The organism is Loigolactobacillus bifermentans DSM 20003 (assembly GCF_001434575.1).
GTDB classification, from domain to species: domain Bacteria; phylum Bacillota; class Bacilli; order Lactobacillales; family Lactobacillaceae; genus Loigolactobacillus; species Loigolactobacillus bifermentans.
In genome coordinates this window covers 16676-38302 of record NZ_AZDA01000017.1, presented here as the reverse complement: position 1 = coordinate 38302, position 21627 = coordinate 16676, and the positions used below count along the sequence as shown (strand labels likewise).

The window sequence follows — 21627 nt, the reverse complement described above, 5'->3', positions numbered from 1 at the left end:
AAGAAAAGCCCCACAATCATTAGACTTCTTGTCTAACAATTGTAGGGCACTTCATTGCTCCGATGTGGCACTTTTTTGTGTTGCCTAAAGATTTGGACGCCGACGATAAACAATAAACCGCCGTTTAATATAATGCAATGGGACTGTCATAGCATGTACCAAACGTGTATATGGAAAGGCCCCAAAAATTAATAGGCCAAAGAAGACGTGGCACTTGTACAGGAATGGAATGCCCATCATAAGATGGTAATCCGGATGGAACATAAATAATCCCCGGGCCCAAGGCGCAATGGTCGTCCGATAATTAAAATCAGGAACTTGTGGACTGATCAGGAATGATGACAACATTCCCAGCGTAATTTCAGCCGTCAACCCTAAAATAACCAATAAATCTCCGGTTGAACTGGCATGAAAAACCCGATGGTCATGGAACCGGCGAATACATAACATGTAAACCCCAACGGTGGCCATTAAACCAAAGACACCACCAGCTGACAAGGCAAAAATGTGATACATTTCATTTGTGATCCCTAACGCATCTGTCCATGCTTTGGGAATGAAGATCCCGGCAATATGACCAAAGAAGACCCCGATAATCCCAACGTGGAATAAGATACTACCAATAATCAAATGTTTCTTTTCTAAAAATTCACTGGACTTTGCCGTAATGGACGGGTGAAAAAAGGCAAAGCGGATAATCGTACCAAAAATGAATGACCCTAGCATGAAGTAAGGGTAAACGACCCACAAAAAGGCCTGAAATGGATGGCTCATGCTTAGATCTCCTCCTTTTTTACAAGACAATTTTGAACTTCATTTCGAATTAAGCGAATCAAATTGAGATAAGGTTCGTTTTCATATTCTCGAATATTTTGCAGAATGTGATACGTGCCATCTTCAATCACCTGAAAAACCAGTTCTAAGTCTTGCCGCCGGTCATCATTTTCCCACTCACTAAACGCCAAAAATTCCAATAACAAGGGTAAGTAATCACTTAATTCATTGCTCGCCAATGATACCCCAAACATTTCAAACAACATTTTTAGTTTGGCTAACAAGCTGCCACGTTCACGGGAATCTTCATAGCGATAATAACTTAAATAAAGCGTGAAACGTTTGTTTAAATCAAACAGGCTGGCATATTCTTGTTGCAGCGCCGTTAAAGGTTTAACCCGTTGCTGTTTCAAAAAAGCTAACAAATCAGGTTTTTGAGGCGTATCAGGATACTTTGCTTCAAACTCAGCTAAAAAGTCAGCACTTTGCAACGCCTCATCTGGATAATCGATCAGTCGGGCCAAATAAACAAAGCCCACTTTTTGCCGTGCTAATTGTTCAAAATCAATCACGCCAAATCCCCCCGTAGAAGGTTTCAGAATAGATTTCTGCCGTTGTCTTCCCTTGATCTGCCTTACGGAACATGCTGCTGTGCTGTGGTGCTAAACTACAACCGCGACATTCATCATAACCTAAGGTACCTTGTTCAGCATAACCATTTTCAACCTGTTCTTTATGGTTCTTAGGAATAACAAACCGATCTTCATACTTGGCAATGGCCAGTAAGCAATACAGTGAGGTTGCCCGCCGTGGTGTTAAGCCAACCTTGGTGAGCTTACTGTCATCAAAGGCTTTGCCACTGGTTTGGGCCCGCATATAGATCCGCATCATTGCAAGTTTGTATAAAGCTTCCTTAATGACTTCTTTGTTGCCACCTGTTAACAGACTGGCTAAATAGTCCACTGGAATCCGCATTTCATCGATTCCTGGGAAAATCATATCAGGATCTTTGATGGAATCACGGCCTTCAAAGTAGCTCATGATCGGTGACAAAGGTGGCACGTACCAAACCATTGGCATGGTCCGATATTCTGGATGTAACGGAAAGGCAATGTGCTCCTTAACAGCCATCCGATAAATTGGTGAATTTTGTGCTGCTGTCAGCATTTCTTCACTAATGCCATCTTCACGTGCTTGTGCAATCACTTCAGGATCGTTAGGGTCCAAGAATAAATCTAATTGTGCCTGATACAACTTGGTATCATCAGGTTCTGACGCCGCTTCTGCAACACGATCAGCGTCGTATAACATGGCGCCAATGTAACGAATCCGACCGACACAAGTTTCTGCACAAACAGTCGGCATCCCTTCTTCAACCCGTGGGTAACAGAACGTACATTTTTCGGCCTTGTTCGTCCGCCAGTTAAAGTAGACCTTCTTATAAGGACAGCCTGACATACAGAAACGCCAGCCACGACAACGTTCTTGATCGACTAATACGATGCCATCTTCATCACGTTTATACATGGCACCACTCGGACACGACGCCACACAAGCGGCGTTTAAACAGTGTTCACACAAGCGCGGTAAATACATCATAAAGGCTTGTTCAAAGTTTGCCTTAATATCCGTTTCAATTTTAGCCATATTTGGATCTTGATGGAAATATTCTGGTGAGCCTGCTAAATCATCATCCCAGTTTGGGCCCCCTGTCAAATCCATCCGGTCTCCCGTAATTTGAGATTTGGCCCGTGCCACTGGCTGATGCTTTTTTTCTGGCCCAAATAACGTATCGTAGTCGTAAGTCCAAGGTTCATAATAATCATCTAATTCCGGCATATCTGGGTTATAGAAGATCTTCCCTAAAGCGACTTTATTGAGTTTGTCACCGGCTTTTAATTGTAATTTACCTTTGGCATTTAACGTCCAACCACCATGATAATGTTCTTCATCTTCCCAACGTTTGGGATAACCGATTCCTGGTTTGGTTTCAACGTTATTAAACCACATATATTCGGCACCCGGTCGGTTGGTCCAAGTATTTTTACAAGTCACGGAGCAAGTGTGACACCCGATACATTTATCCAGGTTTAACACCATGCCAATCTGTGCTTTAATCCTCATTCCAGTTCACCTTCTTTAATTTCCGAACCTTAACATAAAGGTCCCGCTGATTCCCAATTGGGCCATAGTAGTTAAAGCCATAACTGAGTTGGGCGTAGCCCCCTACCATTTGCGTTGGTTTAATGTGGATCTGAGTCGGTGCATTATGACTCCCACCACGATTACCGGTAATGGTTGACAACGGTTCTTGAATTTCCATATCTTGCGCATGATACATGTACATCGTTCCGGCTGGCATCCGGTGGGATACAACGGCCCGGGCTGTGACAACCCCATTTCGGTTGTATAATTCTAGCCAATCATTATCCTTGATCCCGATCTTATCCGCATCAATTGGACTCATCCAAACGTTTGGTCCGCCACGGAACAAGGTCAGCATTTCTAAATTATCGTAATACATGGTATGAATGTTCCACTTACCATGTGGTGTCATATAGCGCAATGTGACTTCTTGATCAGTTGGTTCAATTTTTGTATCTTTTGGTCCCATGACATTTGGTGGCAACGTTGGTTTATAAGTTGCTAATTCTTCACCATACTCTTGGAAAATTTCATGATCCAAGTAGAACTGCTGCCGCCCGGTTAACGTTCGGAATGGCACCAAACGTTCAATATTCACCGTAAATGGTGAATACCGTTCGCCATTATGCTTCGAACTGGTGAAAATTGGTGTTGGAATGGCCTCTCGTGGTTGCGTGGTAATCGCCTTAAAGTCCAGCTTTTCTTCCGCTCGCCCAGCTGCAATGTCCACTAAATGACGGCCGGTTACTTTTTCAGCACTGGCCCAAGCCTTTTGTGCCACTTGACCATTTGACGTACTGGATAAGATCAAAACAGCTTCGGCAACTTTCTTATCTTGATCTAAACGTGGACAATCCACATTGATCTGATCTTCATTTTCCCAAACACCATTCCGATCACGCAATTCTTCATATTGGTCTTTCACACTATAGCTATAACCCATACCGCCAACTTTACCAGCCGCATTTGGACCTAAAGCCACATACTTCTGATAAACCTTGGTGTAATCCCGTGGGATCAACGCCAAACTTGGCATGGTTTGACCTGGAATTGGCTCAATTTCACCTTTCTTCCAATCCTTGATCACCCCAAATGGCTGGGAAATTTCAGCTTTGGAATCATGGCCTAATGGTTGGGTCTTCAAATCATACTGCACTTCTGACAAGTGAGTCTGTGCCATTTCTGTAAAGCGTTTGGCCAAAGCCGCAAAGGTCTGCCAATCACTCTTTGATTCCCAAAGTGGACTTGTGGCAGCATTAAATAGATGAATAAAGGGATGCATATCCGTTGAAGACAAGTCTTCTTTTTCATACCAAGTTGCTGCTGGTAACACCACGTCGGCATACAACGGTGTGGTGACCATGCGGAAGTCCATTGAGATCACCAGATCTAATTTACCTTCCACACTTTCATCATGCCATTGCATTTCTGTTGGCTTAAACTTGTCATTGGTTTTTGCCAGCAAACCATTTTCAGCACCTAATAAATGCTTCATAAAGTATTCTTGACCTTTACCAGAAGAAGCAAGTAAGTTTGACCGCCAAACAAACAACCCTTTCGGCTGATTTTCATTGGCATCCGGATCTTCTGCCGCAAATTCAAGGCTGCCTTGTTTCAGCTCGTCTACGACTTTCTTGCTGACTGCTGCTAAATCATTGGTGCCATAATCTTTAACGAAATCCAATGAGTTCCGGTTAAACTGTGGATAAGATGGTAACCAACCTAACCGAATCGCCATTTGGTTATAATCTGCTGGATGATCGTAACTATGCGCAATCTGTTTCACAGGTGATTTTAACGCTTTATTATCTAATTCATCATACTTCCACTGATCACTGGCAAAGTAGAAGAAGGAGGTCCCATTTTGTTGACGCGCACCGCCTTTTTGCCAATCATTGGCAAAGGCAATCGTGGCCCAACCTTCCTGTGGCCGTAATTTTTCTTGGCCGACATAATGGGCCCAGCCACCACCAGATACCCCTTCACACCCACAGAGCATGAGCATGTTAATGATGGTCCGGTAGTTCATATCGCTGTTAAACCAGTGGTTGATCCCAGCACCCATGATCACCATGGATTTCCCGCCAGTATCAATGGCATTTTGGGCAAATTCTTTGGCAATTTGAACTACTAGACTTGCCTTAACACCTGTGACTTGCTCTTGCCAAGCTGGGGTGTATGGGCTGTTGGCATCAGTATAGTCTTGCGCAGCCAAATCATCGTCAGCTGTCCGCTGAATCCCATATTGACTCATCATTAAGTCATATACAGTGGTCACCAACCGTTGTTGCCCGTCTTTTAATTGGATCGTCCGAACTGGAATATGACGTTGCAACACGGCGTTGCCTTGTTCATTAAAAATCGGAAAATCAACCGTAACGCTAGGCTGTTCCAACCCAACCGTTAAAGCTGGATCAATGGCATTCCCTTGACTATCTTTCAAGGTCAAGTTCCATTGCCGATTATCTTCCCAACGCTGACCAATGGTACCGTTAGGGACCTTAATCGTTTGGGTGTTTTCATCCCAAACAACTGTCTTCCAGTCCCCGTTCACCACGTCAGCATCTGATAAATCACTGATTCGCACAAAACGACCTGAAACATAATCTCCTGATTGGACATCACTTGGGTCAAGGTAAACCAAGAATGGCAGGTCTGTGAATTGCTTGGCATACTGCTGGAACTGTGGCACAGACTGCTTTTGGTAGTATTCATTTAAAATAACATGGGTCATCCCTTGGGCTAACGCAGCATCCGTTCCTGGGTGTGGCGCTAACCAATTATCAGCGAATTTAACACTTTCCGCGTAATCTGGGCTGACCGCTACGATTTTAGTGCCATGATAGCGTGCTTCCGTCATGAAATGGGCGTCTGGTGTCCGCGTTAACGGCACATTAGAACCCCAAGTAATAATATACTGGCTGTTATACCAATCACCTGACTCTGGCACGTCGGTTTGCTCGCCCCAAACTTGTGGTGATGCTGGCGGCAGATCTGCATACCAGTCGTAGAAACTGAGCATTTCCCCACCAAGTAAGGACATAAAACGCGCTCCAGAAGCATAGCTGATCATGGACATGGCTGGAATCGGGGTAAAGCCGGCCAAACGATCAGGGCCGTACTTTTTAATGGTATAAATCAACATTGCTGAGATCAATTCCAGTGCTTCATCCCAATGCACCCGTACTAAACCACCATGCCCCCGCACACTTTTATACGCATGGGTTTTGGCCGGGTCTTCAACAATACTGGCCCAAGCTGCAATTGGATCAGTTTGTTCCTTTTTAGCCGTTTGCCACAATTGCCACAAACGCCCTCGAATATAAGGGTACTTAATACGAACGGGACTATATTCATACCACGAGAAGCTGGCCCCGCGAGGACAACCACGTGGTTCATATTCTGGCATATTAGGACCACAAGAAGGGTAATCAGTGGCTTGGTGTTCCCAAGTAATGATTCCCTGTTTCACATAAACGTTCCAACTACAAGAGCCTGTGCAGTTCACACCGTGTGTGGTGCGGATTACTTTATCATGTGCCCAACGCTGCTTATAAAGCTTTTCCCAACGGCGACTATTATCTTCCAGTTGGGTGAAGCTACCGTTGAATTTTTCAACTTTTTCGAAAAAGCGTGACTTCACGATTGCACATCCTTTCAACATTTTATGACTCACCCAAAAATAACGAATAACCAGGGAATGAGTCACGTCAAGCCTTATCAAACACCTAAAAGTAAGACTTTTCCCTAATACTCATCATATCAGCCAAGATGCTATACTGCGATTAGGGAAACACCCCAATTTCACAGGATTGAAAGCTTTTTCAGCATAGGAAGGAAATGGATTATGGAGCGCTATGATCGTCAAATTCGTGTGCATCAAATTGGGCCATCTGGCCAAAAACGCATTGAACAGAGTCACGTGGTCATTATTGGGCTAGGTGCCACTGGTAGTTACGCTGCCGAACAGCTGACACGCGCTGGGATCGGTGCTTTAACGCTGATCGATAGTGATACGGTTAGCTTAACAAATTTACAGCGACAAACCTTGTTTGATGAAGTTGATGTCGCGCATGAAGCCTTTAAAGTTGAGGCCGCCGCTGAAAAGCTTGGTAAAATCAACCACAACGTTACTTTAAATATATTTCCAAAGCGCTTTACACCTGAATTATTAGCCCAGGTGCCCGCCTTTGATTTGGTATTAGATTGTACCGATAACTTCACCACTCGGGATTTGCTGAACCGCTTAGCGTGTAACCAAGGTTTTGCATTTATTATGGCCAGCTGTGCCGGTACAGCCGGTAGCGTCATGCTCTTTGATCCTAAAAATGGGCCTTGTTTAAACTGTGCTTACCCGCAGTTAAAGGCGTTACAAGCGCGAGATTGTGATACGTTAGGCGTCAATACGGCCTTAGTGCCACTGGTCTCCGCTTTACAGATCTCACTGGCTTTAAAATATTTGATTGCTCCTGCTGATTGTGCCACTGATATGATGGCGATTTTTGACAATTGGCAACTGAGTCTGCAGCACTTTAAAGTTCAAAAAAATAGGCATTGCCCTACTTGCGAGAATTTGCCAGCTGCTTTACCGTTACCTAGAACCATGCAGTTGCGTAGCCTTTGTGGCACCAACACCTATCAGGTCGAATTGGACAATGCGCCAACCTTGGACCAAGTTGCTGCGGCACTCACTGAAGCACAAATCCCATTTGACCAAAATCAGGCTTTGCTACGATTTAAATGGCGTGAACGGCCCTTTAGTTACTTTAAAACGGGCCAATGTCACTTATATGACTGGCCGGATACAGAACAAGCAGAGCTATGCTTTTTAGATTTTTATCATTTCATTAAACCAATCCAGATCGAAGAGGCGATAACAGAATGACAACTGCCGCTATTTTAACTGTAAGTGACACCCGCCAATTAGCCACCGACAAAAGTGGTCAGTGGCTTGAACAGGCTTTGACGGCTGCCAATGTGCAAGTGGTTGACCGCAAAGTTGTACCAGATGATCTCGTTGACATTCAAGCCGCCTTTCTCGACTTTGAACGAACACCGCTTGATTTGATCATTACAAACGGTGGCACTGGCATTGCACAACGCGATGTCACTTTTCCAGCCTTACAGCCGCTTTTACCAACTCCGATTCCGGGTTTTGGTGAGACTTTCCGCGAGTTAAGTTATCGCGAGATCGGCACCCACGCTTTGGCCTCACGTGCAATGGCCGGATTTAACGTCCGGGAACAACTTTGCTACGTGTTGCCAGGCTCAACTGGCGCCTGCAAAACAGCTTTCGAACAGCTGATTGCACCAGAATATGAACATTTACTCTTTGAACGCAGAAAGTAGGTTTTTAAATCATGTTAGATCGTCGTCATCCTATTAATTTAGCCGAAGCACAAGCACGGCTTACGACTGTTAAATTACCCACCGCGATTGAAACGATTCCGGTTACAGAAGCAAATCATCGCACCCTTGCCAAGGATATTACGGCACCTTATCCATTTCCAAATTTTCGGCGCTCTGGCTATGATGGTTACGCCATTCGCCATGCAGACGATCAAGGTTATCCAAAGGTCTTCAAAGTCTTAGGTGAAGTCCAAGCCGGCGCCAATTTTGATGGTGTGCTAGGTGAAAATGAAACCGTTCGGATCATGACCGGTGCTCACGTACCAGATACTGGCGATAAAGTCATTATGTTAGAACAAACGCGAGCGGTTCCTGAACATGATGACCAAATCAAAATTATGACAGGCAGCGACCGGATCAACATCACGGACGCAGGTTCAGAATTTGCCAAAGGCCAAACCTTATTAACGGCTGGTACCGAACTGAATCCAGGTGGTCTGAGCATCCTAGCGGCTTTCGGCTACACCGAAGTAGCGGTTTACCGTCAGCCTAAAGTGGCAATCATCACCACAGGCACTGAATTGCTGCAACCCACGGATGCCCCACAACCAGGTAAAATCTACAACAGCAACGGTCCCTTAATTGCAGGCTTGGTGCAAGAAAATGGTGGTATCGTCACAGAAGTGGTTCAAATTCCAGATGATTACCAATTATTACAAGCAAATTTGACCCGTTTAGAAGCGGCAAACGACCTGATTATTACCGATGGCGGCGTTTCGGTTGGCGATTTTGACTATTTAGCCACTGCTGCCCGTGAAGCAGACCAGTTGATTTTTAATAAACTTAGCTTACGACCTGGCAGTGTCACCACGGCTTTTGTTCACAATGACACCTTTATTATGGCCTTATCTGGCAATCCTGGTGCTTGTTACACCGGCTTTTATATGTTTATGGAGCCTGTTTTACGGCGCTTTGTCAACCAACCATCACGCCTGAAAAAAGTCACTGCAACCTTAGTAAAGCCTTACGATAAAACGAATGGGTATGATAAATTATTGCGCGGTACTTACACCTTAACGGCTACTGGCTATCAGGTGCAGTTACACGGTAGTGATCGCTCAGGTGATCTTGGTAATTTACAAGCCACTAGCTGCTTGTTCATGATTCCACACAGTCCTGAACCCATTGCCTTAAACGCTGAGGTCGACACATGGCTCCTACCCTTCAAATAATCGGCTTTAAAAAAAGTGGTAAAACAACCACCGTTAACGACTTTTTAACCTGTTGCCAGCAGTTGCAGCTCACCACCAGTGTTTTAAAACATGATGAACACGAAAGCCAAATGGACCAAGCCAATACAGATACCGCGCGTTTTAGTGATCATGGCGCTCAACAAGTCATTTTAGCAACTGCAACTGGCGTGTTTCAGCACGAACAAGTCGCCACGCCGCCAACACCGCACCAGTTACGTCAGTTGGTGCGGCCAAACAATGATTTGTGCTTGATGGAAGGCTTTAAAACAGCCGACTATCCCAAAATCGTGCTGTTGCGGCCACAAGATCAGCCGGCTGACTTTGGCGCTTTAACACACGTACTGGCCTGGGCCAGCTTGTGGCCCTTAAATCAGACAACTGTTTTAGACTGGCAAACATCTGCTGCCCGCCAACACTGGTTTCAACATTACTGGCAACACCTGGCCACTCACTAATTATTTCAGAAAGTAGGTTTTATAAGTTATGGCAGAACTCACACACTTTAACGACCAGCATCGTGCCAAAATGGTGGATGTCACTGCAAAGGCCGTCACGGCGCGTACCGCCACCGCTACTGGTCGCATCAAAATGCACCCAGAAACGTTAGCGCGCATTCACGCAGGCACCATGAAAAAAGGTGACGTTCTGGCTGTTGCACAAGTGGCTGGTATTATGGCTGCGAAACAAACCAGCAATCTGATCCCCATGTGTCATTTGATTCCACTAACCGGTGTCGATATTCATTTCACCGACAATGATCATGATTGCATTACCATTACCACAACAGTCAAAACAAAACACGTCACAGGCGTAGAAATTGAAGCCTTAAATGCCTGTCAAATTGCGGCCTTAACAATTTATGATATGTGTAAGGCCATTGATCGTGGCATGATCATTGAAAACGTGCACTTGGTTGAAAAAGCAGGTGGTAAAAGTGGTCACTTCAAATTCGATGCCCCTACAGAGTAGCCCAATCGGCCTTATCTTAGCTGGCGGCCAATCACGCCGCTTTGGCCAGGATAAGGCCCTTTATTGTTTACCAGGTGAACAGCAACCTTTATGTGCGAAAATGGCCACGTTATTACAACCATTTTGTTCAACGATTCTGATCGGTGCCAATGCGCAAAATCAGCACCGCCTCCAGGTCTACTTTCAAGCTGAACCACACGTTCACGTTTTAACCGACCAACCACCTTACCAAGGCTGTGGTCCTTTAAGTGCCCTATTTGCTGCCAGTCACTGGTTAGCACAAGCCACACCAGAATTATTAATGGTGCCGACTGATTACCCCTATCTCACGTCAGCTGAATTGAAAACTGTATGGACCAACTGGCCAAGCTTTTTGGCCACACCCCAACGGTCACACTTTACCATTGCGCACTTTCAATTACCTGTCGATCAATTAACAACGGCCCTTGCTGATCAGCACTACCGCCTACAAACTTTTTTAAAACAAGCTTGTCAGTGCCAGCCTCAGCTGATCGCACCAACGGACCATTTACAAAACTTAAACTATCGCCGCTAATGGCGGCTTGATTTTATAATAAAGGAGCACCTATGATGCCAACTAAAGCTGATATGTCTGAAGGCGACTTTCAAAAACTACTTAAAATCGCCTTAATGGATCTGCGCATTCGCCGGACCCTATTAGAAAATGAAATTACTGATCAACGTAACGATCTACGCACCTTGGAACAAGATGAAGCCATTGAACGGTTAGAACAACAAATTTTGCCAGTTCAAGCGGACTACGACCATTACCGCACTTTCTTAAAGGCTGAAAAATAATCCGCTTACATTTAATTGATAACTCTTCTCATTAGTTTTCGAAAATTGTGCTATACTCAAAGGAAGTGATTATGATGGGTGATATTCTAAATGACAGTACCAACTTGGCCAGTCAACTTGTACGTCAAATTTATATGGATGAAGATTTTGATTTTGTCGGCATCGCCCTGCAAGAAAATAGTGGTCTACGTAAAATTCGGTGGCGTTACGCGGCTGGTTATACCAGCGAACGATTCCGAAAAATTGTGTTGCGCAGTGGAATCGGCATTGCCGGATTAGTGGTTCGAACTGGTAAACCATTCTTGGAAAATGATCTACAGCATAATCAGTATTCTGATTATGTCTCTTGCCCAATCACACAAATTGAACAATTAACCAGTGCTGCAGCCATTCCATTATTTGATCATGAGACCCAAGGCGTCGGTGGTGTTTTATTGGTAGGTTATCGTCATGCCCAACAGCAAGTAACCCAGCAGACGATTGCACACCTGGAACATTACCGTCAGTCGGCCGGTGTTTTAATTTAATGATTCACCACACACGTGGTTTTTGCACCAGATACTTTATAAGGGGGTTAGCAAATGCTTGAATCAACCAGTTGGATCGAAAAAAACTTCAGTGAATCGCCAGATGCTATTTTTATTTTTCAGAATGATGCCTTATTAATTAGTAATCAAGCAGCGAAAACACTGCTTGAAAATTATCACTTCAGTCTAACGTATCTTTGTTCCCTCATGCAGTCTGTGTTAGCCCAACAGCGCAATGATACCGACGATTGTTTCCATTGTGCGATCAAAGAAGTCATGCCTAACCGGGCCATTCCTGTGACATTGAAAACAGCCGATAATCAAAAGTTGGCTTACTTTTTAGTGGTCACCCCATTGGATGACGCGCAGCATACTTATTCCCTAACTTTAAAGAGTAATGCCATGCTGCAACGGATGGATCAGGTTGCACAACAACGCAAATTAGTTCAATATGTTAATCGGGCCCATGAAGAAGAACGCAAGCGCCTGTCACAAGATTTACACGACAGTATTGCCCAAGGGGTTTACTCTGCGATTATGGGAATTCGCCACTTGGAGCCTGCCACTGCTGCCACCGATCAAGCTGCTTTTCGCAGTCAAGCAAAGCTCATTGAAAATCAGCTTTACGAGACACTCAGTGAGGTCAAAGGCATGGCGCTGGATATTCGCCCTTCTGTTTTAGATAGCTTCGGACTGGTGCCTGCGTTAAAAGCGTTGGCACAACGTTTAGAAGAAAATACAGGTATCACGATCAACGTGATTGCCCGGGCTGAAACAGAACATCTTAGCGAAGACGTCCAAACGGTTTTTTATCGGATTGCCCAAGAATCAATGACAAATGCGATCAAACACGCTAAGTGCGCTGAAATCAATTTGATTTTAATTCAACACCCGCATCTGATCTCACTGGAGATCATCGATGATGGGTCGGGTTTTGATACACAACAAATGGGGTCTTTTAACGGTCATTCATTGGGGCTTATGAATATGAATGAACGGGTTAAAGCGCTTCAAGGGACCTTCCACATTGATTCAAGTGTGGGCAATGGTACCACCGTCCGGGCTGAATTCCCGGTGGTTTAATTTTCTAATATAAAGGGGGCAGGTGAGTTTGCTTAAAGTATTGGTTGCCGATGATCATGCAATTGTTCGAAGTGGCTTATCCTTTTTGATCAATCAACAAGCTAATTTTGAAGTGGTTGCTGAAGCAGCTAATGGCAATGAAGCCTTTTTAAAAATTGAACAATATGACATCGATTTAATTATTCTCGACTTAAATATGCCTCCTGGCGAAAGTGGCTTGATTACGACCCAACGCATTCATGAGCGTTATCCAGATGTTGGCATTATTATTTTATCGATGCACGAAGAACAGGCCTATATTGATCAAGCGATTAAAAATGGCGCTGCTGCGTATATTCTTAAAAGTTCGTCCGATGCTGAACTGTTAACCGCCTTAAAAACAGTTGCACGGCATAAATCATATATTGATCAAAACATTATTTTAACCAAAACGGATATTGAAAAAATCAATACCCCTGATTTGGATGTCGATTTAAAAGGTTACACGGACTTATCCAATCGCGAAAAAGAAATTCTACCGCTCATTGCTTTAGGCTATGCTAACAAAGAAATTGCGGCAAAACTATATATTTCTACCAAGACTGTTGAAGCACACAAAGCCAGTATCAACCGCAAACTCGGGTTTAAAAATCGCGTTGATCTGGTCCACTATGCCTTGCATCACGGTTTAATCGATTTTTAGAAGGAAGGGTATCCCATGGCACATAACGTTTCACAAACTGAGGAGCTCATTGGCATTTTAACCGATGTGCAACACCATAATTTCACGGGTGCGCGTTCAATTAACCCTGGTTCCATGTTGTACCAAACAATTCAATATGCTGCGGAAAATGATTTGATTGCTCAGGCCGATATTGAAGATGGCACTGATAAACTGGTGGCCAGCGTTGATTTACAACATGCGCAACTAACGGCGCAAGGTACTGCCTTTTTACAAGAAAATCAGGATAAAGGAACAAACTAACATGGACGCACAAGCAAAATTAAAGCACCAGTATGCAAATAAGCCGATTTATACATCGGGCTTTTTTGCTGACCCTGAAAGCGACTTAGACAATCGCCAAAAGTTACAAACTGCCTTAAAGTCATTTGTTAAAAATCAGCAACCTGACACCCCGTTTGCCTTACAGATCATGGCGACGAATTCTGAGATCACCATTGCCCCTTTAGGCTTGCTGGAACTGGATGAGCTCGAAACCTATTTAGCAGAACAGCGCCGGGCAGGGTTGCCAGAAACAGCGGCACTGCCACTGATGATTCAATTTGAGCCCCATACACAAGCAGGGCAATTACAAAAAGACCGCGTTGCCTCGGTTCAGGCTTTATTTGCAGATTTTAATGCCACTTTTGAATTGATCTGGCAACAAGTAAAGGCTGATATAGCGCTTAATGAAACGCTATTGCTGGACCTGACGCAAACGTTGATCAAAAACGGTCAAACAGAGCAACAGAAAATGCTGACTCATTTGCAGACCCTTTCGACTGAAGAACGGCAAAAAACGTTAGGCTTTGCCATTGAACCTGACAAGCTTGACACATTAACCCGACATTTAACGGACCAGCATCAAAGCCAAGCCATTATGTCATCGGCTGCTGCGTTAGCCATGAACGAAATTATTGGCAACGATCTTTTTGGTCAAGCGTTAAACGATCCCGTGCGACGAAACATTTTCTTTTGGAACTTGGATAATACCTTCTACGAGATTTTTTACTATTACACTGTTAAATACGGTACAAAGCAAGTAAAATTAACCAAGTACCTCCAACATCAGCGGTCCCAATTGCTGGAAACGACGCGGCAACTCGCTTGGGAAAAAGCGCAAGCGATTACCAATGATCCAGTGGCAACCAAACAGCTGGATCTCAACCGATACTTCGCTGATGTTTTTACCCCGCTGGCTGAAAAGTTAACGGTACTTATTCATAAATTTACCAATTCTGAAATAAAGTGAGGATTTCCATGAGTCAGTCATTTTGGGCAGCCTTTCCCACCATTCAAAAACAACTGAATAGTCTTCAGCCCTACCTACTCCAACAGGCCGATATTAAACAAACCAGTGTTCATCAACGGGTCCAACAATTAATCACCCATGGTGGTAAATACGTTCGTGCTGGCCTTTTTTATTTATTTAGCCAATTTGGTTCGGCGCAAGACCCGCAGCGGTTGCAAGCTGGTGCGGCTTCCATTGAATTTTTGCATTTAGCAACGTTGATCCACGATGACGTGATCGATGATGCGCCTGTGCGACGTAATACGGCAACGGTTCAAACCGCTGTGGGTAATCGTGGCGCGATTTATGCAGGTGACTTGTTATTTACACTTTATTTCGATGAAGTTTTAAAAGCCGCTGAAAGTTTTGACGATATTGCGACAAATACCAAGGCAATGCGGGCGATTCTTGAAGGCGAACTGGCACAGTATGATTTAAACTTCAATACCAATGAACAGGTCGATGAATACCTGCGTGAGATCGAAGGCAAAACAGCGCGTTTATTTGCCCTTGCTTGTTCTGAAGGAGCAAAACTCGCCCATGCACCTGAGATCATCGTGGAAACGGCCGAACAAATTGGCCGGTCGTTAGGCTTAGCTTATCAAATTCAAGATGATGTTTTAGACTACGTCGGCGATATGTCACAAATTCGCAAACCAGTCATGGAAGACATTCGGACCGGCGTCTACGCCTTACCGTTGATTTTTGCGCTGGAAACCGATCAAGGTGAATTGGTCCAATTGCTTGAAAAACGCCTGGACCTCACCGATGCCGACCAACAACGGATTCATGACTTGGTCCTAGCTAACGATGGCGTCACACGTGCGCAAACCATGGCCCACGAGTTGACCCAGCAAGCATTACTAGACATCGACCTGTTACCCGATCAACCTGCCAAAAAGTTGATCCAACACTTAACGAAAAAGTTGTTAAAACGGTTTAGCTAAGTGTTTGTACCTTAAGTGTCACTGTGCTGACACTGGTCCACTGGCCAGGGGTTTGATAAGTTTTTGCTTGCCATACTTGTAACTGATGCCCTAACCGAATTGGGGTGGCCACTGTCCACAACGTTCCTGCCGTGACGGCACTTAAATGATGCGTTTCAACTGCAACACCAACCGCAACTTGCGGTTTTTTTAAACTAGCATTGGCGCCTAAACTAGCGGCCGTTTCAGCTAATACAGCGTTAATGCCCCCATGTAATAAGCCATACGGCTGCTGTACCTGAGGCTGTACGGCTAGCTTTAACTGCACCTGTTCTGGAGAAACAGCTTCAGTCGTGATGCCTAAATACGTTAAAAGATCCATAAAAATCCCTACTTTCAATTTATTTTTAAAGGAGTGTCTAAAAATGTCAGAACCCACTTGGAAAACCGTTAAACCTTTTCAGGAAATTATTTTTGAACGAACCGGCAAAATTGCTAAAATTACGATGAACCGCCCTGAACGGCACAATGCGTTCACCCCCGTCACCGTTTCAGAAATGATCGAAGCCTTTACCATTTGTCGGGATGACAATTCAATTGGCGTGATTATTTTGACTGGTGCCGGTGACAAGGCCTTTTCTTCCGGCGGTGACCAAGGTGTGCGTGGTAACGGTGGTTACGTTGGACCAGATCACATTGCACGTTTAAACGTCTTGGATCTCCAACATTTAATTCGCATTATCCCTAAGCCAGTGATCGCCATGGTGAAAGGTTGGTCTGTTGGGGGCGGTAACATTTTACAACTGGTTTGCGATTTAACAATTGCAGCCGATAACGCTAAATTTGGTCAAACTGGCCCTAAAGTAGGGAGTTTTGATGCTGGTTATGGTTCCGGCTACCTGGCCCGCGTCATTGGCCATAAGCGGGCCAAAGAAGTTTGGTTCTTAAACCACTTCTACTCCGCTGAAGAAGCTTATCAAATGAACTGGATCAACAAAGTCGTTCCGTTAGCCGATGTTGAAACTGTCACCTTAGAATGGTGCGACGAGATCTTACAAAAATCGCCAACTGCTTTACGCTTTATTAAGGCGGCTATGAATGCTGATACAGATGGCCTGGCTGGCTTACAACAATTCGGTGGTGATGCGACAATGCTGTTTTACACGACAGATGAAGGCAAAGAAGGTCGTGACGCCTTTAACGAAAAGCGCAAACCTGATTTTGGTCAGTTCCCCACTTTCCCTTAGGACACGGTCACATGGAAAACTGGTTACAAAAACAAATTCAATTGGCCCCGCACCACTTGGCCTTACAAACGGCTAACCGTCAATTAACGTTTGCCGAATTAGGTGCTGACGTCCAAGGTTGGTGTGACCATTTAACAACACTCGTCAACGCTGGTCAACGCATCGCCGTTTTAACCCCTAACACCATTGCAGGTTATGAAATCATTTTAGCATTACAACAATTAGACTGCACCTTAGTCTTGTTAAATCGCCGCTTAGCCGCCACTGAGCTCGTTTTGCAATTAGCAGACGCGCAAGTGGCGCTTTGTTTGGTCGCGCCTGAATTGCACTTGTCACAACTTGACCCCACCGTCCAACAGCTGACCTTTACGCAATTAGCGCAGCAACCTTGTCGCCCTGCGTCTCTAGTTGCTGAATTCACGCCTGAAAAAGTCACCACGATCATGTATACTTCTGGCACCACTGGTCGTCCTAAAGGCGTGTTACAAACCTTTCAAAACCACTTTTATTCAGCCATGGGCTCCGCATTGAATTTAGGACTTGCAGCGCAAGACAATTGGCTGTGTGCCGTGCCTTTATTTCATATTAGTGGTTTTTCAATCATGATGCGGGGCTTGATTTATGGGATGACCGTCACGTTGGTGGACCATTTTGAGGCTCCTGTGATCACCCATTGGCTGCGAACCCAGCCCATTACGATCATGTCGGTGGTCCCAACCATGCTAAAGGCGTTACTGGCTAGCACGCCGTGGCAGGATTACCACCCTGCTTTTCGCTGTTTTCTCCTAGGTGGTGGCCCGATTGATTGCCCAACACTAACCGTTTGTCAGCAGCGCCACTTACCGGTGATTCAGTCTTATGGTATGACAGAAACAGCTTCCCAAGTCGTGGCGTTAAACTTTGCGGATGCCCCACATAAAATTGGTTCAGTTGGCAAACCCCTTTTTCCTGTGCAACTCCGTCTTGATTCGGCCACACAGGAAGTTTTGATCAAAGCCCCTAATCTTTCCCCAGGTTACTGGCAACAGCCGCTTAAAACGGCTGCTAGCCGCACCGACGGCTGGTTTAAAACCGGTGATATTGGTTGGCTTGATGCAGATGGCTTTTTATTCATTAAAGGCCGTCAAGGTGACATGTTCATCTCCGGTGGCGAAAATATTTTTCCTGCTGAAATTGAAGCCGTTTATCAACAACAGTGGCCACAAATTAATCTTGTCGTCAGTCACCAGGCTGATGCCCATTGGGGTGCGGTCCCCATTGCCTTTTTGCAAGGCGATGGGTTGCCTGATCACGCTACATTACAAGCCTACGGACGTCAACATTTAGCCCACTACAAAGTACCGGTGCACTTTTACCAAGTCCCTCATTTCCCAAGAACTGCCAGTGGTAAAATTCAACGACATCGTTTAGCAGAACCTCAATTTCAACAACAACCATTATAGTGAAAAGGACGCTTCCCTTGCAGAGGGAAGCGCCCTTTTTTGGTCAAAAAAAAACGGCCCAGTCACCAGCTAAGCCGCCTTGGATATTCATCCAACTCAAAAATACCTTAAACCAAGTATACTAAAAAATATTTTTTTGGTCAACTGCTAAAAAATTTGATGTGATGGCACAAAAATCCGTTTTAAACTGATTCGATCAGTCTAAAACGGATTTTTAAAAACATAGCATTATTGCACGATATGTGAACCGCCGCGAATAAAATTACGCCATAACACGATCCAGCAAATAACCGCGAAAATTGCCAATAAAATCAAACCGACTGCATAGCTTCCTGTTGCTTGTTTCAATACGCCTAGCAAAATCGGTGGGAAGTACCCGCCTAAACCACCAATTGCGCCAACAAAGCCTGTAACCGCCCCTGTATTGCCTTTAGAAACATAAGGTACCATTTTAAAAATAATACCATTCCCTAAACCAGCAAAAATACCAATTAAGACTAAGCCAATTTCAAATAGCAATTGCATACTTAATGTACCACTTAATTCAAGGGCAAAGATACCGATTGCAATCAAAACCCATTGTAACAGTGCCATTGGCCGTAGCTTATCAGATAACACACCCCCAACAGGACGAACAATGGTACACATCGCACCGAAAGCGGCTGCCCATAACCCAGCATCGACTGGCGTCATTTTGAACAGCGTTCCCAACATCGTTGGCGCTAAGTTACTGAAAGACATAAATAAACCAAACGTTAAGGCATAAAATAATGACAAGTACCAAGTGTTAACATCTTTCGCAACGGATAAAGAATCCTTAAAGGACTTATCCTTATTGACGGGCATTTCTTTACAAAAAATTGCAAAGATCACGATCAAAACCAGTAGCACGCCGATCAAGAAATTATAAACAGCTGTAAAATCCCAATGTTGTGCGATCCGTGGTAATGTCAAGGCTGAAATGGCATTCCCTAAGTTCCCTAAGCTGGCGATCCCTAAAACCAAACCTTGACGTTCTGGTGGAAACCACACTGAAACGTAAGAGATCCCAACGGCAAAGGATGTCCCACTCATGCCAAGCAATAGTGAAACAAACAATAACATGCCAAATGAATGCACCCGCGGTACTAAGAATAACGGAATTAAAACAAATAGCATTAAAATAATATAAACCTTTTTACCACCGTAACGATCGCTAAGGATCCCAACTGGAATTCGTAAGATCGACCCTAATAAAACCGGTGTTGCTAACAATAAGGTCCGCTGTGAAACTGACAATGAGAATGTTTTTGCAATTGAAGCTGCTAATGGTGCAAAACTTGACCAAGCCATAAAACAGCCCATCATTGCAAGTGTCCCCATGATCAGCGCCATCGTTGCGTTAAAACGACTGTGCGAATCACTTGATACTGCCATACTGATTACCCTCCTATTTGACTCATATGCCGCCAAGTCGGTGCTTTTTCAATCACTTTATCGGCATCGGCAAGAGCCATTTCATGATTTAACGGTTTATTATCCAGTGCCTTCTGGATCAAGCGTTGAAATTCAACAGGATCAGGAATAGCTTCACGAATATTGATTTCTTCATCCCAATATAAACAAGCTTTCACATAACCATCGGCTGTGATTCGTAAACGATTGCAAGTTTCACAAAAACGATTACTGATTGGATGGATCAAACCAAAACTGCCTTTGGCCCCTTTGATCTGATAATTTTCCGAAGGCCCATTGCCCCGGAACTGAATCGGTGCATAATCAATCTGATTTTCAGCACAAACATCAAAGACACTTTTTAACCCGACATATTCTTTCTGCCAAGTGGCCTGAGAATTACCGATTGGCATAAATTCAATAAAGCGCACATTAACATTGTGATCGCGGGTATAATTTAAGAAGTCTAAAATCTCACCATCGTTTTGACCTTTGATCAAGACAACGTTTAATTTAATCAAGAAACCAAGATCGCTTGCCGTTTGAATCCCGTCTAATACTTGTTTAATATTACCACCACGGGTGATTTTTTTATAGCGGTCTGGTTTGAATGTATCCAAACTAATATTCAAACGATCAAGCCCGGCTGCTTTTAAATCTGCCCCTTTACGTGCTAAATACAAACCGTTTGTCGTCGCTGAAATATCATCAATTTCAGGAATTGCACGAATACGCCGCACAATATCGACAACATCACTCCGTAATAAAGGTTCACCGCCTGTTAAACGCACTTTCGTAATCCCTAGATCAGCAAAATTTTGCACCATTTGCACGATCTCATCTTGCGATAAAACCCGTTCGCTTGGGAAAAATGGTAAGCCTTCTTTTGGCATGCAGTAAACACACCGTAAGGGACACCGATCTGTAATTGAGATTCGAATATAGTTATGTAAACGATCATAGTGATCATATAATTTCGCCATTGTAAGCCACTCCTATCTATATTGAAGCCTTTAACCGCCACTCACTGGTGGGATCAAGGCAATTTCATGAATTGCTGCAAGTTGAAACGATTGGTCATCGGTCACAAAGGTTTGATTGATGGCCACAGTTGCATCCTTTAAGGCACTACTCACCTTTGGATACTGTTCCCGTACGGTTGTTAAAATCTGTTGGGCAGTAACTGGTTCATCGAGAGCCACCGTAATTTGTTCACCAAGCTGATCTGCTAAAAAAGCAAATAATTTAATTTCCATTTTCCGTTGGTCCTCCCCACCGAACTTTATCGGTATCGTATTCTTTCTTCCATACTGGCACCCGTTGTTTAAGCGTATCAATTAAGTATTCACACCATTCAAAAGCCTCGCCACGATGTGGGGCCGCTACCCCTACAAAAACAGCCTCGTCTGCTAACTTTAAATGACCAACACGATGCACCATCACAACTCGGGCCCCTTTCGCTTCAACTTCTTCAGCTAATTTGGTTAATTCTTTGACCGCCATTGGCTCATAAGCTGTATATTCCAACGATTCTGTCTCAATCTCATCGGTCCACTGGCGTACAGTGCCAGAGAAAACCACGATTCCACCAAAAGCTGGATCTTTGAGTTTTTGATAAAGCGCATGAACATCTAAGGGTTTATCCGAAATTGCAACATAATGCATGTG

Annotated in this window: 24 protein-coding genes; 15 read left to right on the top strand and 9 right to left on the bottom strand. The window is 44.3% G+C overall.

Going from position 1 to position 21627, the window contains the following annotated elements; translation table 11 throughout:
• Positions 1-84: 84 nt before the first annotated feature.
• Genes narI through FC07_RS03315 form a run of 4 tightly spaced genes read right to left on the bottom strand, consistent with a single transcriptional unit; the run spans position 85 to position 6562 of the window.
• Positions 85-774 carry a respiratory nitrate reductase subunit gamma gene (gene narI / locus FC07_RS03330; protein WP_057903706.1) on the bottom strand — a complete coding sequence of 230 codons (690 nt, stop codon included), beginning with the start codon at positions 772-774 and terminating at the stop codon, positions 85-87.
• A gap of 2 nt (positions 775-776) precedes the next feature.
• Positions 777-1346, bottom strand: coding sequence for a nitrate reductase molybdenum cofactor assembly chaperone (gene narJ, locus FC07_RS03325; protein ID WP_057903705.1), 570 nt, complete (start codon positions 1344-1346; stop codon positions 777-779).
• The gene (gene narH / locus FC07_RS03320; protein WP_057903704.1) at positions 1339-2898 is read right to left on the bottom strand and encodes a nitrate reductase subunit beta; all 1560 of its coding nucleotides are present in this window, start codon (positions 2896-2898) and stop codon (positions 1339-1341) included. Before narH ends, narJ begins: the two co-directional genes overlap by 8 nt.
• A complete protein-coding gene (locus tag FC07_RS03315) occupies positions 2888-6562 on the bottom strand; it encodes a nitrate reductase subunit alpha (RefSeq protein WP_083483181.1) in 3675 nt (1224 codons plus the stop codon). Before FC07_RS03315 ends, narH begins: the two co-directional genes overlap by 11 nt.
• Positions 6563-6766: 204 nt before the next feature.
• On the opposite strand from FC07_RS03315, the gene FC07_RS03310 reads away from it, so the two are divergent.
• From FC07_RS03310 to FC07_RS03250, 13 genes are all read left to right on the top strand, one after another.
• Positions 6767-7804, top strand: coding sequence for a HesA/MoeB/ThiF family protein (locus FC07_RS03310; protein WP_057903702.1), 1038 nt, complete (start codon positions 6767-6769; stop codon positions 7802-7804).
• A complete protein-coding gene (locus tag FC07_RS03305; protein WP_057903701.1) occupies positions 7801-8268 on the top strand; it encodes a MogA/MoaB family molybdenum cofactor biosynthesis protein in 468 nt (155 codons plus the stop codon). Before FC07_RS03310 ends, FC07_RS03305 begins: the two co-directional genes overlap by 4 nt.
• A gap of 11 nt (positions 8269-8279) precedes the next feature.
• Positions 8280-9500 carry a molybdopterin molybdotransferase MoeA gene (locus FC07_RS03300; RefSeq protein WP_057903700.1) on the top strand — a complete coding sequence of 407 codons (1221 nt, stop codon included), beginning with the start codon at positions 8280-8282 and terminating at the stop codon, positions 9498-9500.
• The gene (gene mobB / locus FC07_RS03295) at positions 9479-9976 is read left to right on the top strand and encodes a molybdopterin-guanine dinucleotide biosynthesis protein B (protein ID WP_057903699.1); all 498 of its coding nucleotides are present in this window, start codon (positions 9479-9481) and stop codon (positions 9974-9976) included. The genes FC07_RS03300 and mobB overlap by 22 nt, the downstream gene beginning before the upstream one ends.
• Before the next feature lie 28 nt (positions 9977-10004).
• Positions 10005-10490: a cyclic pyranopterin monophosphate synthase MoaC gene (moaC, locus tag FC07_RS03290; protein WP_057903698.1), complete on the top strand. Its 486-nt coding sequence runs from the start codon at positions 10005-10007 to the stop codon at positions 10488-10490.
• The gene (locus FC07_RS03285) at positions 10456-11046 is read left to right on the top strand and encodes an NTP transferase domain-containing protein (protein WP_155797765.1); all 591 of its coding nucleotides are present in this window, start codon (positions 10456-10458) and stop codon (positions 11044-11046) included. Before moaC ends, FC07_RS03285 begins: the two co-directional genes overlap by 35 nt.
• 35 nt (positions 11047-11081) lie before the next feature.
• Positions 11082-11309: a hypothetical protein gene (locus FC07_RS03280; RefSeq protein WP_057903707.1), complete on the top strand. Its 228-nt coding sequence runs from the start codon at positions 11082-11084 to the stop codon at positions 11307-11309.
• 74 nt (positions 11310-11383) lie between these two features.
• Entirely contained in the window at positions 11384-11836 is a 453-nt protein-coding gene (locus FC07_RS03275; protein WP_057903696.1) for a GAF domain-containing protein, read from the top strand.
• Positions 11837-11890: 54 nt separating this feature from the next.
• Positions 11891-12919 carry a sensor histidine kinase gene (locus tag FC07_RS03270; RefSeq protein ID WP_057903695.1) on the top strand — a complete coding sequence of 343 codons (1029 nt, stop codon included), beginning with the start codon at positions 11891-11893 and terminating at the stop codon, positions 12917-12919.
• Between the two features lie 28 nt (positions 12920-12947).
• Positions 12948-13601 (top strand): response regulator, encoded by a 654-nt coding sequence (locus FC07_RS03265; RefSeq protein ID WP_057903694.1) that lies wholly within the window; start codon positions 12948-12950, stop codon positions 13599-13601.
• A 15-nt stretch (positions 13602-13616) separates the two neighbouring features.
• Positions 13617-13883: a hypothetical protein gene (locus FC07_RS03260; protein WP_057903693.1), complete on the top strand. Its 267-nt coding sequence runs from the start codon at positions 13617-13619 to the stop codon at positions 13881-13883.
• 1 nt (position 13884) lies between these two features.
• On the top strand, positions 13885-14871 hold the full coding sequence (locus FC07_RS03255; protein WP_057903692.1) for a hypothetical protein: 987 nt from the start codon (positions 13885-13887) through the stop codon (positions 14869-14871).
• An 8-nt stretch (positions 14872-14879) separates the two neighbouring features.
• Entirely contained in the window at positions 14880-15857 is a 978-nt protein-coding gene (locus FC07_RS03250) for a polyprenyl synthetase family protein (protein ID WP_057903691.1), read from the top strand.
• On the opposite strand, the gene FC07_RS03245 is transcribed toward FC07_RS03250, so the two are convergent.
• Complete coding sequence (locus FC07_RS03245; RefSeq protein ID WP_057903690.1) at positions 15850-16218, bottom strand: PaaI family thioesterase; 369 nt, start codon at positions 16216-16218, stop codon at positions 15850-15852. The genes FC07_RS03250 and FC07_RS03245 overlap by 8 nt on opposite strands.
• Positions 16219-16261: 43 nt before the next feature.
• Between FC07_RS03245 and menB the strand changes: the two genes are divergently transcribed.
• Positions 16262-17083, top strand: coding sequence for a 1,4-dihydroxy-2-naphthoyl-CoA synthase (menB, locus tag FC07_RS03240; protein WP_057903689.1), 822 nt, complete (start codon positions 16262-16264; stop codon positions 17081-17083).
• Between the two features lie 11 nt (positions 17084-17094).
• Positions 17095-18525 (top strand): o-succinylbenzoate--CoA ligase, encoded by a 1431-nt coding sequence (locus tag FC07_RS03235; protein ID WP_057903688.1) that lies wholly within the window; start codon positions 17095-17097, stop codon positions 18523-18525.
• Between the two features lie 228 nt (positions 18526-18753).
• On the opposite strand, the gene FC07_RS03230 is transcribed toward FC07_RS03235, so the two are convergent.
• The 4 genes from FC07_RS03230 to FC07_RS03215 are packed head-to-tail and all read right to left on the bottom strand — an operon-like array spanning position 18754 to position 21624.
• The gene (locus FC07_RS03230; protein WP_057903687.1) at positions 18754-19941 is read right to left on the bottom strand and encodes a nitrate/nitrite transporter; all 1188 of its coding nucleotides are present in this window, start codon (positions 19939-19941) and stop codon (positions 18754-18756) included.
• Positions 19942-19946: 5 nt separating this feature from the next.
• The gene (gene moaA, locus FC07_RS03225) at positions 19947-20942 is read right to left on the bottom strand and encodes a GTP 3',8-cyclase MoaA (protein WP_057903686.1); all 996 of its coding nucleotides are present in this window, start codon (positions 20940-20942) and stop codon (positions 19947-19949) included.
• 30 nt (positions 20943-20972) lie between these two features.
• Entirely contained in the window at positions 20973-21215 is a 243-nt protein-coding gene (locus tag FC07_RS03220) for a MoaD/ThiS family protein (RefSeq protein ID WP_057903685.1), read from the bottom strand.
• Positions 21205-21624, bottom strand: a complete 420-nt coding sequence (locus FC07_RS03215) for a molybdenum cofactor biosynthesis protein MoaE (RefSeq protein WP_057903684.1) — start codon at positions 21622-21624, stop codon at positions 21205-21207. The genes FC07_RS03220 and FC07_RS03215 overlap by 11 nt, the downstream gene beginning before the upstream one ends.
• Positions 21625-21627 lie beyond the last annotated feature (3 nt).

Bases quoted from the DNA above. Each gene is read 5' to 3' on its own strand.
- narI (WP_057903706.1), bottom strand. From the start codon at position 774: ATGAGCCATCCATTTCAGGCCTTTTTGTGGGTCGTTTACCCTTACTTC.
- narH (WP_057903704.1), bottom strand. From the start codon at position 2,898: ATGAGGATTAAAGCACAGATTGGCATGGTGTTAAACCTGGATAAATGT.
- FC07_RS03310 (WP_057903702.1), top strand. From the start codon at position 6,767: ATGGAGCGCTATGATCGTCAAATTCGTGTGCATCAAATTGGGCCATCT.
- FC07_RS03305 (WP_057903701.1), top strand. From the start codon at position 7,801: ATGACAACTGCCGCTATTTTAACTGTAAGTGACACCCGCCAATTAGCC.
- FC07_RS03300 (WP_057903700.1), top strand. From the start codon at position 8,280: ATGTTAGATCGTCGTCATCCTATTAATTTAGCCGAAGCACAAGCACGG.
- mobB (WP_057903699.1), top strand. From the start codon at position 9,479: ATGGCTCCTACCCTTCAAATAATCGGCTTTAAAAAAAGTGGTAAAACA.
- moaC (WP_057903698.1), top strand. From the start codon at position 10,005: ATGGCAGAACTCACACACTTTAACGACCAGCATCGTGCCAAAATGGTG.
- FC07_RS03280 (WP_057903707.1), top strand. From the start codon at position 11,082: ATGCCAACTAAAGCTGATATGTCTGAAGGCGACTTTCAAAAACTACTT.
- FC07_RS03275 (WP_057903696.1), top strand. From the start codon at position 11,384: ATGGGTGATATTCTAAATGACAGTACCAACTTGGCCAGTCAACTTGTA.
- FC07_RS03270 (WP_057903695.1), top strand. From the start codon at position 11,891: ATGCTTGAATCAACCAGTTGGATCGAAAAAAACTTCAGTGAATCGCCA.
- FC07_RS03260 (WP_057903693.1), top strand. From the start codon at position 13,617: ATGGCACATAACGTTTCACAAACTGAGGAGCTCATTGGCATTTTAACC.
- FC07_RS03255 (WP_057903692.1), top strand. From the start codon at position 13,885: ATGGACGCACAAGCAAAATTAAAGCACCAGTATGCAAATAAGCCGATT.
- FC07_RS03250 (WP_057903691.1), top strand. From the start codon at position 14,880: ATGAGTCAGTCATTTTGGGCAGCCTTTCCCACCATTCAAAAACAACTG.
- FC07_RS03245 (WP_057903690.1), bottom strand. From the start codon at position 16,218: ATGGATCTTTTAACGTATTTAGGCATCACGACTGAAGCTGTTTCTCCA.
- menB (WP_057903689.1), top strand. From the start codon at position 16,262: ATGTCAGAACCCACTTGGAAAACCGTTAAACCTTTTCAGGAAATTATT.
- FC07_RS03235 (WP_057903688.1), top strand. From the start codon at position 17,095: ATGGAAAACTGGTTACAAAAACAAATTCAATTGGCCCCGCACCACTTG.
- FC07_RS03230 (WP_057903687.1), bottom strand. From the start codon at position 19,941: ATGGCAGTATCAAGTGATTCGCACAGTCGTTTTAACGCAACGATGGCG.
- moaA (WP_057903686.1), bottom strand. From the start codon at position 20,942: ATGGCGAAATTATATGATCACTATGATCGTTTACATAACTATATTCGA.
- FC07_RS03220 (WP_057903685.1), bottom strand. From the start codon at position 21,215: ATGGAAATTAAATTATTTGCTTTTTTAGCAGATCAGCTTGGTGAACAA.
- FC07_RS03215 (WP_057903684.1), bottom strand. From the start codon at position 21,624: ATGCATTATGTTGCAATTTCGGATAAACCCTTAGATGTTCATGCGCTT.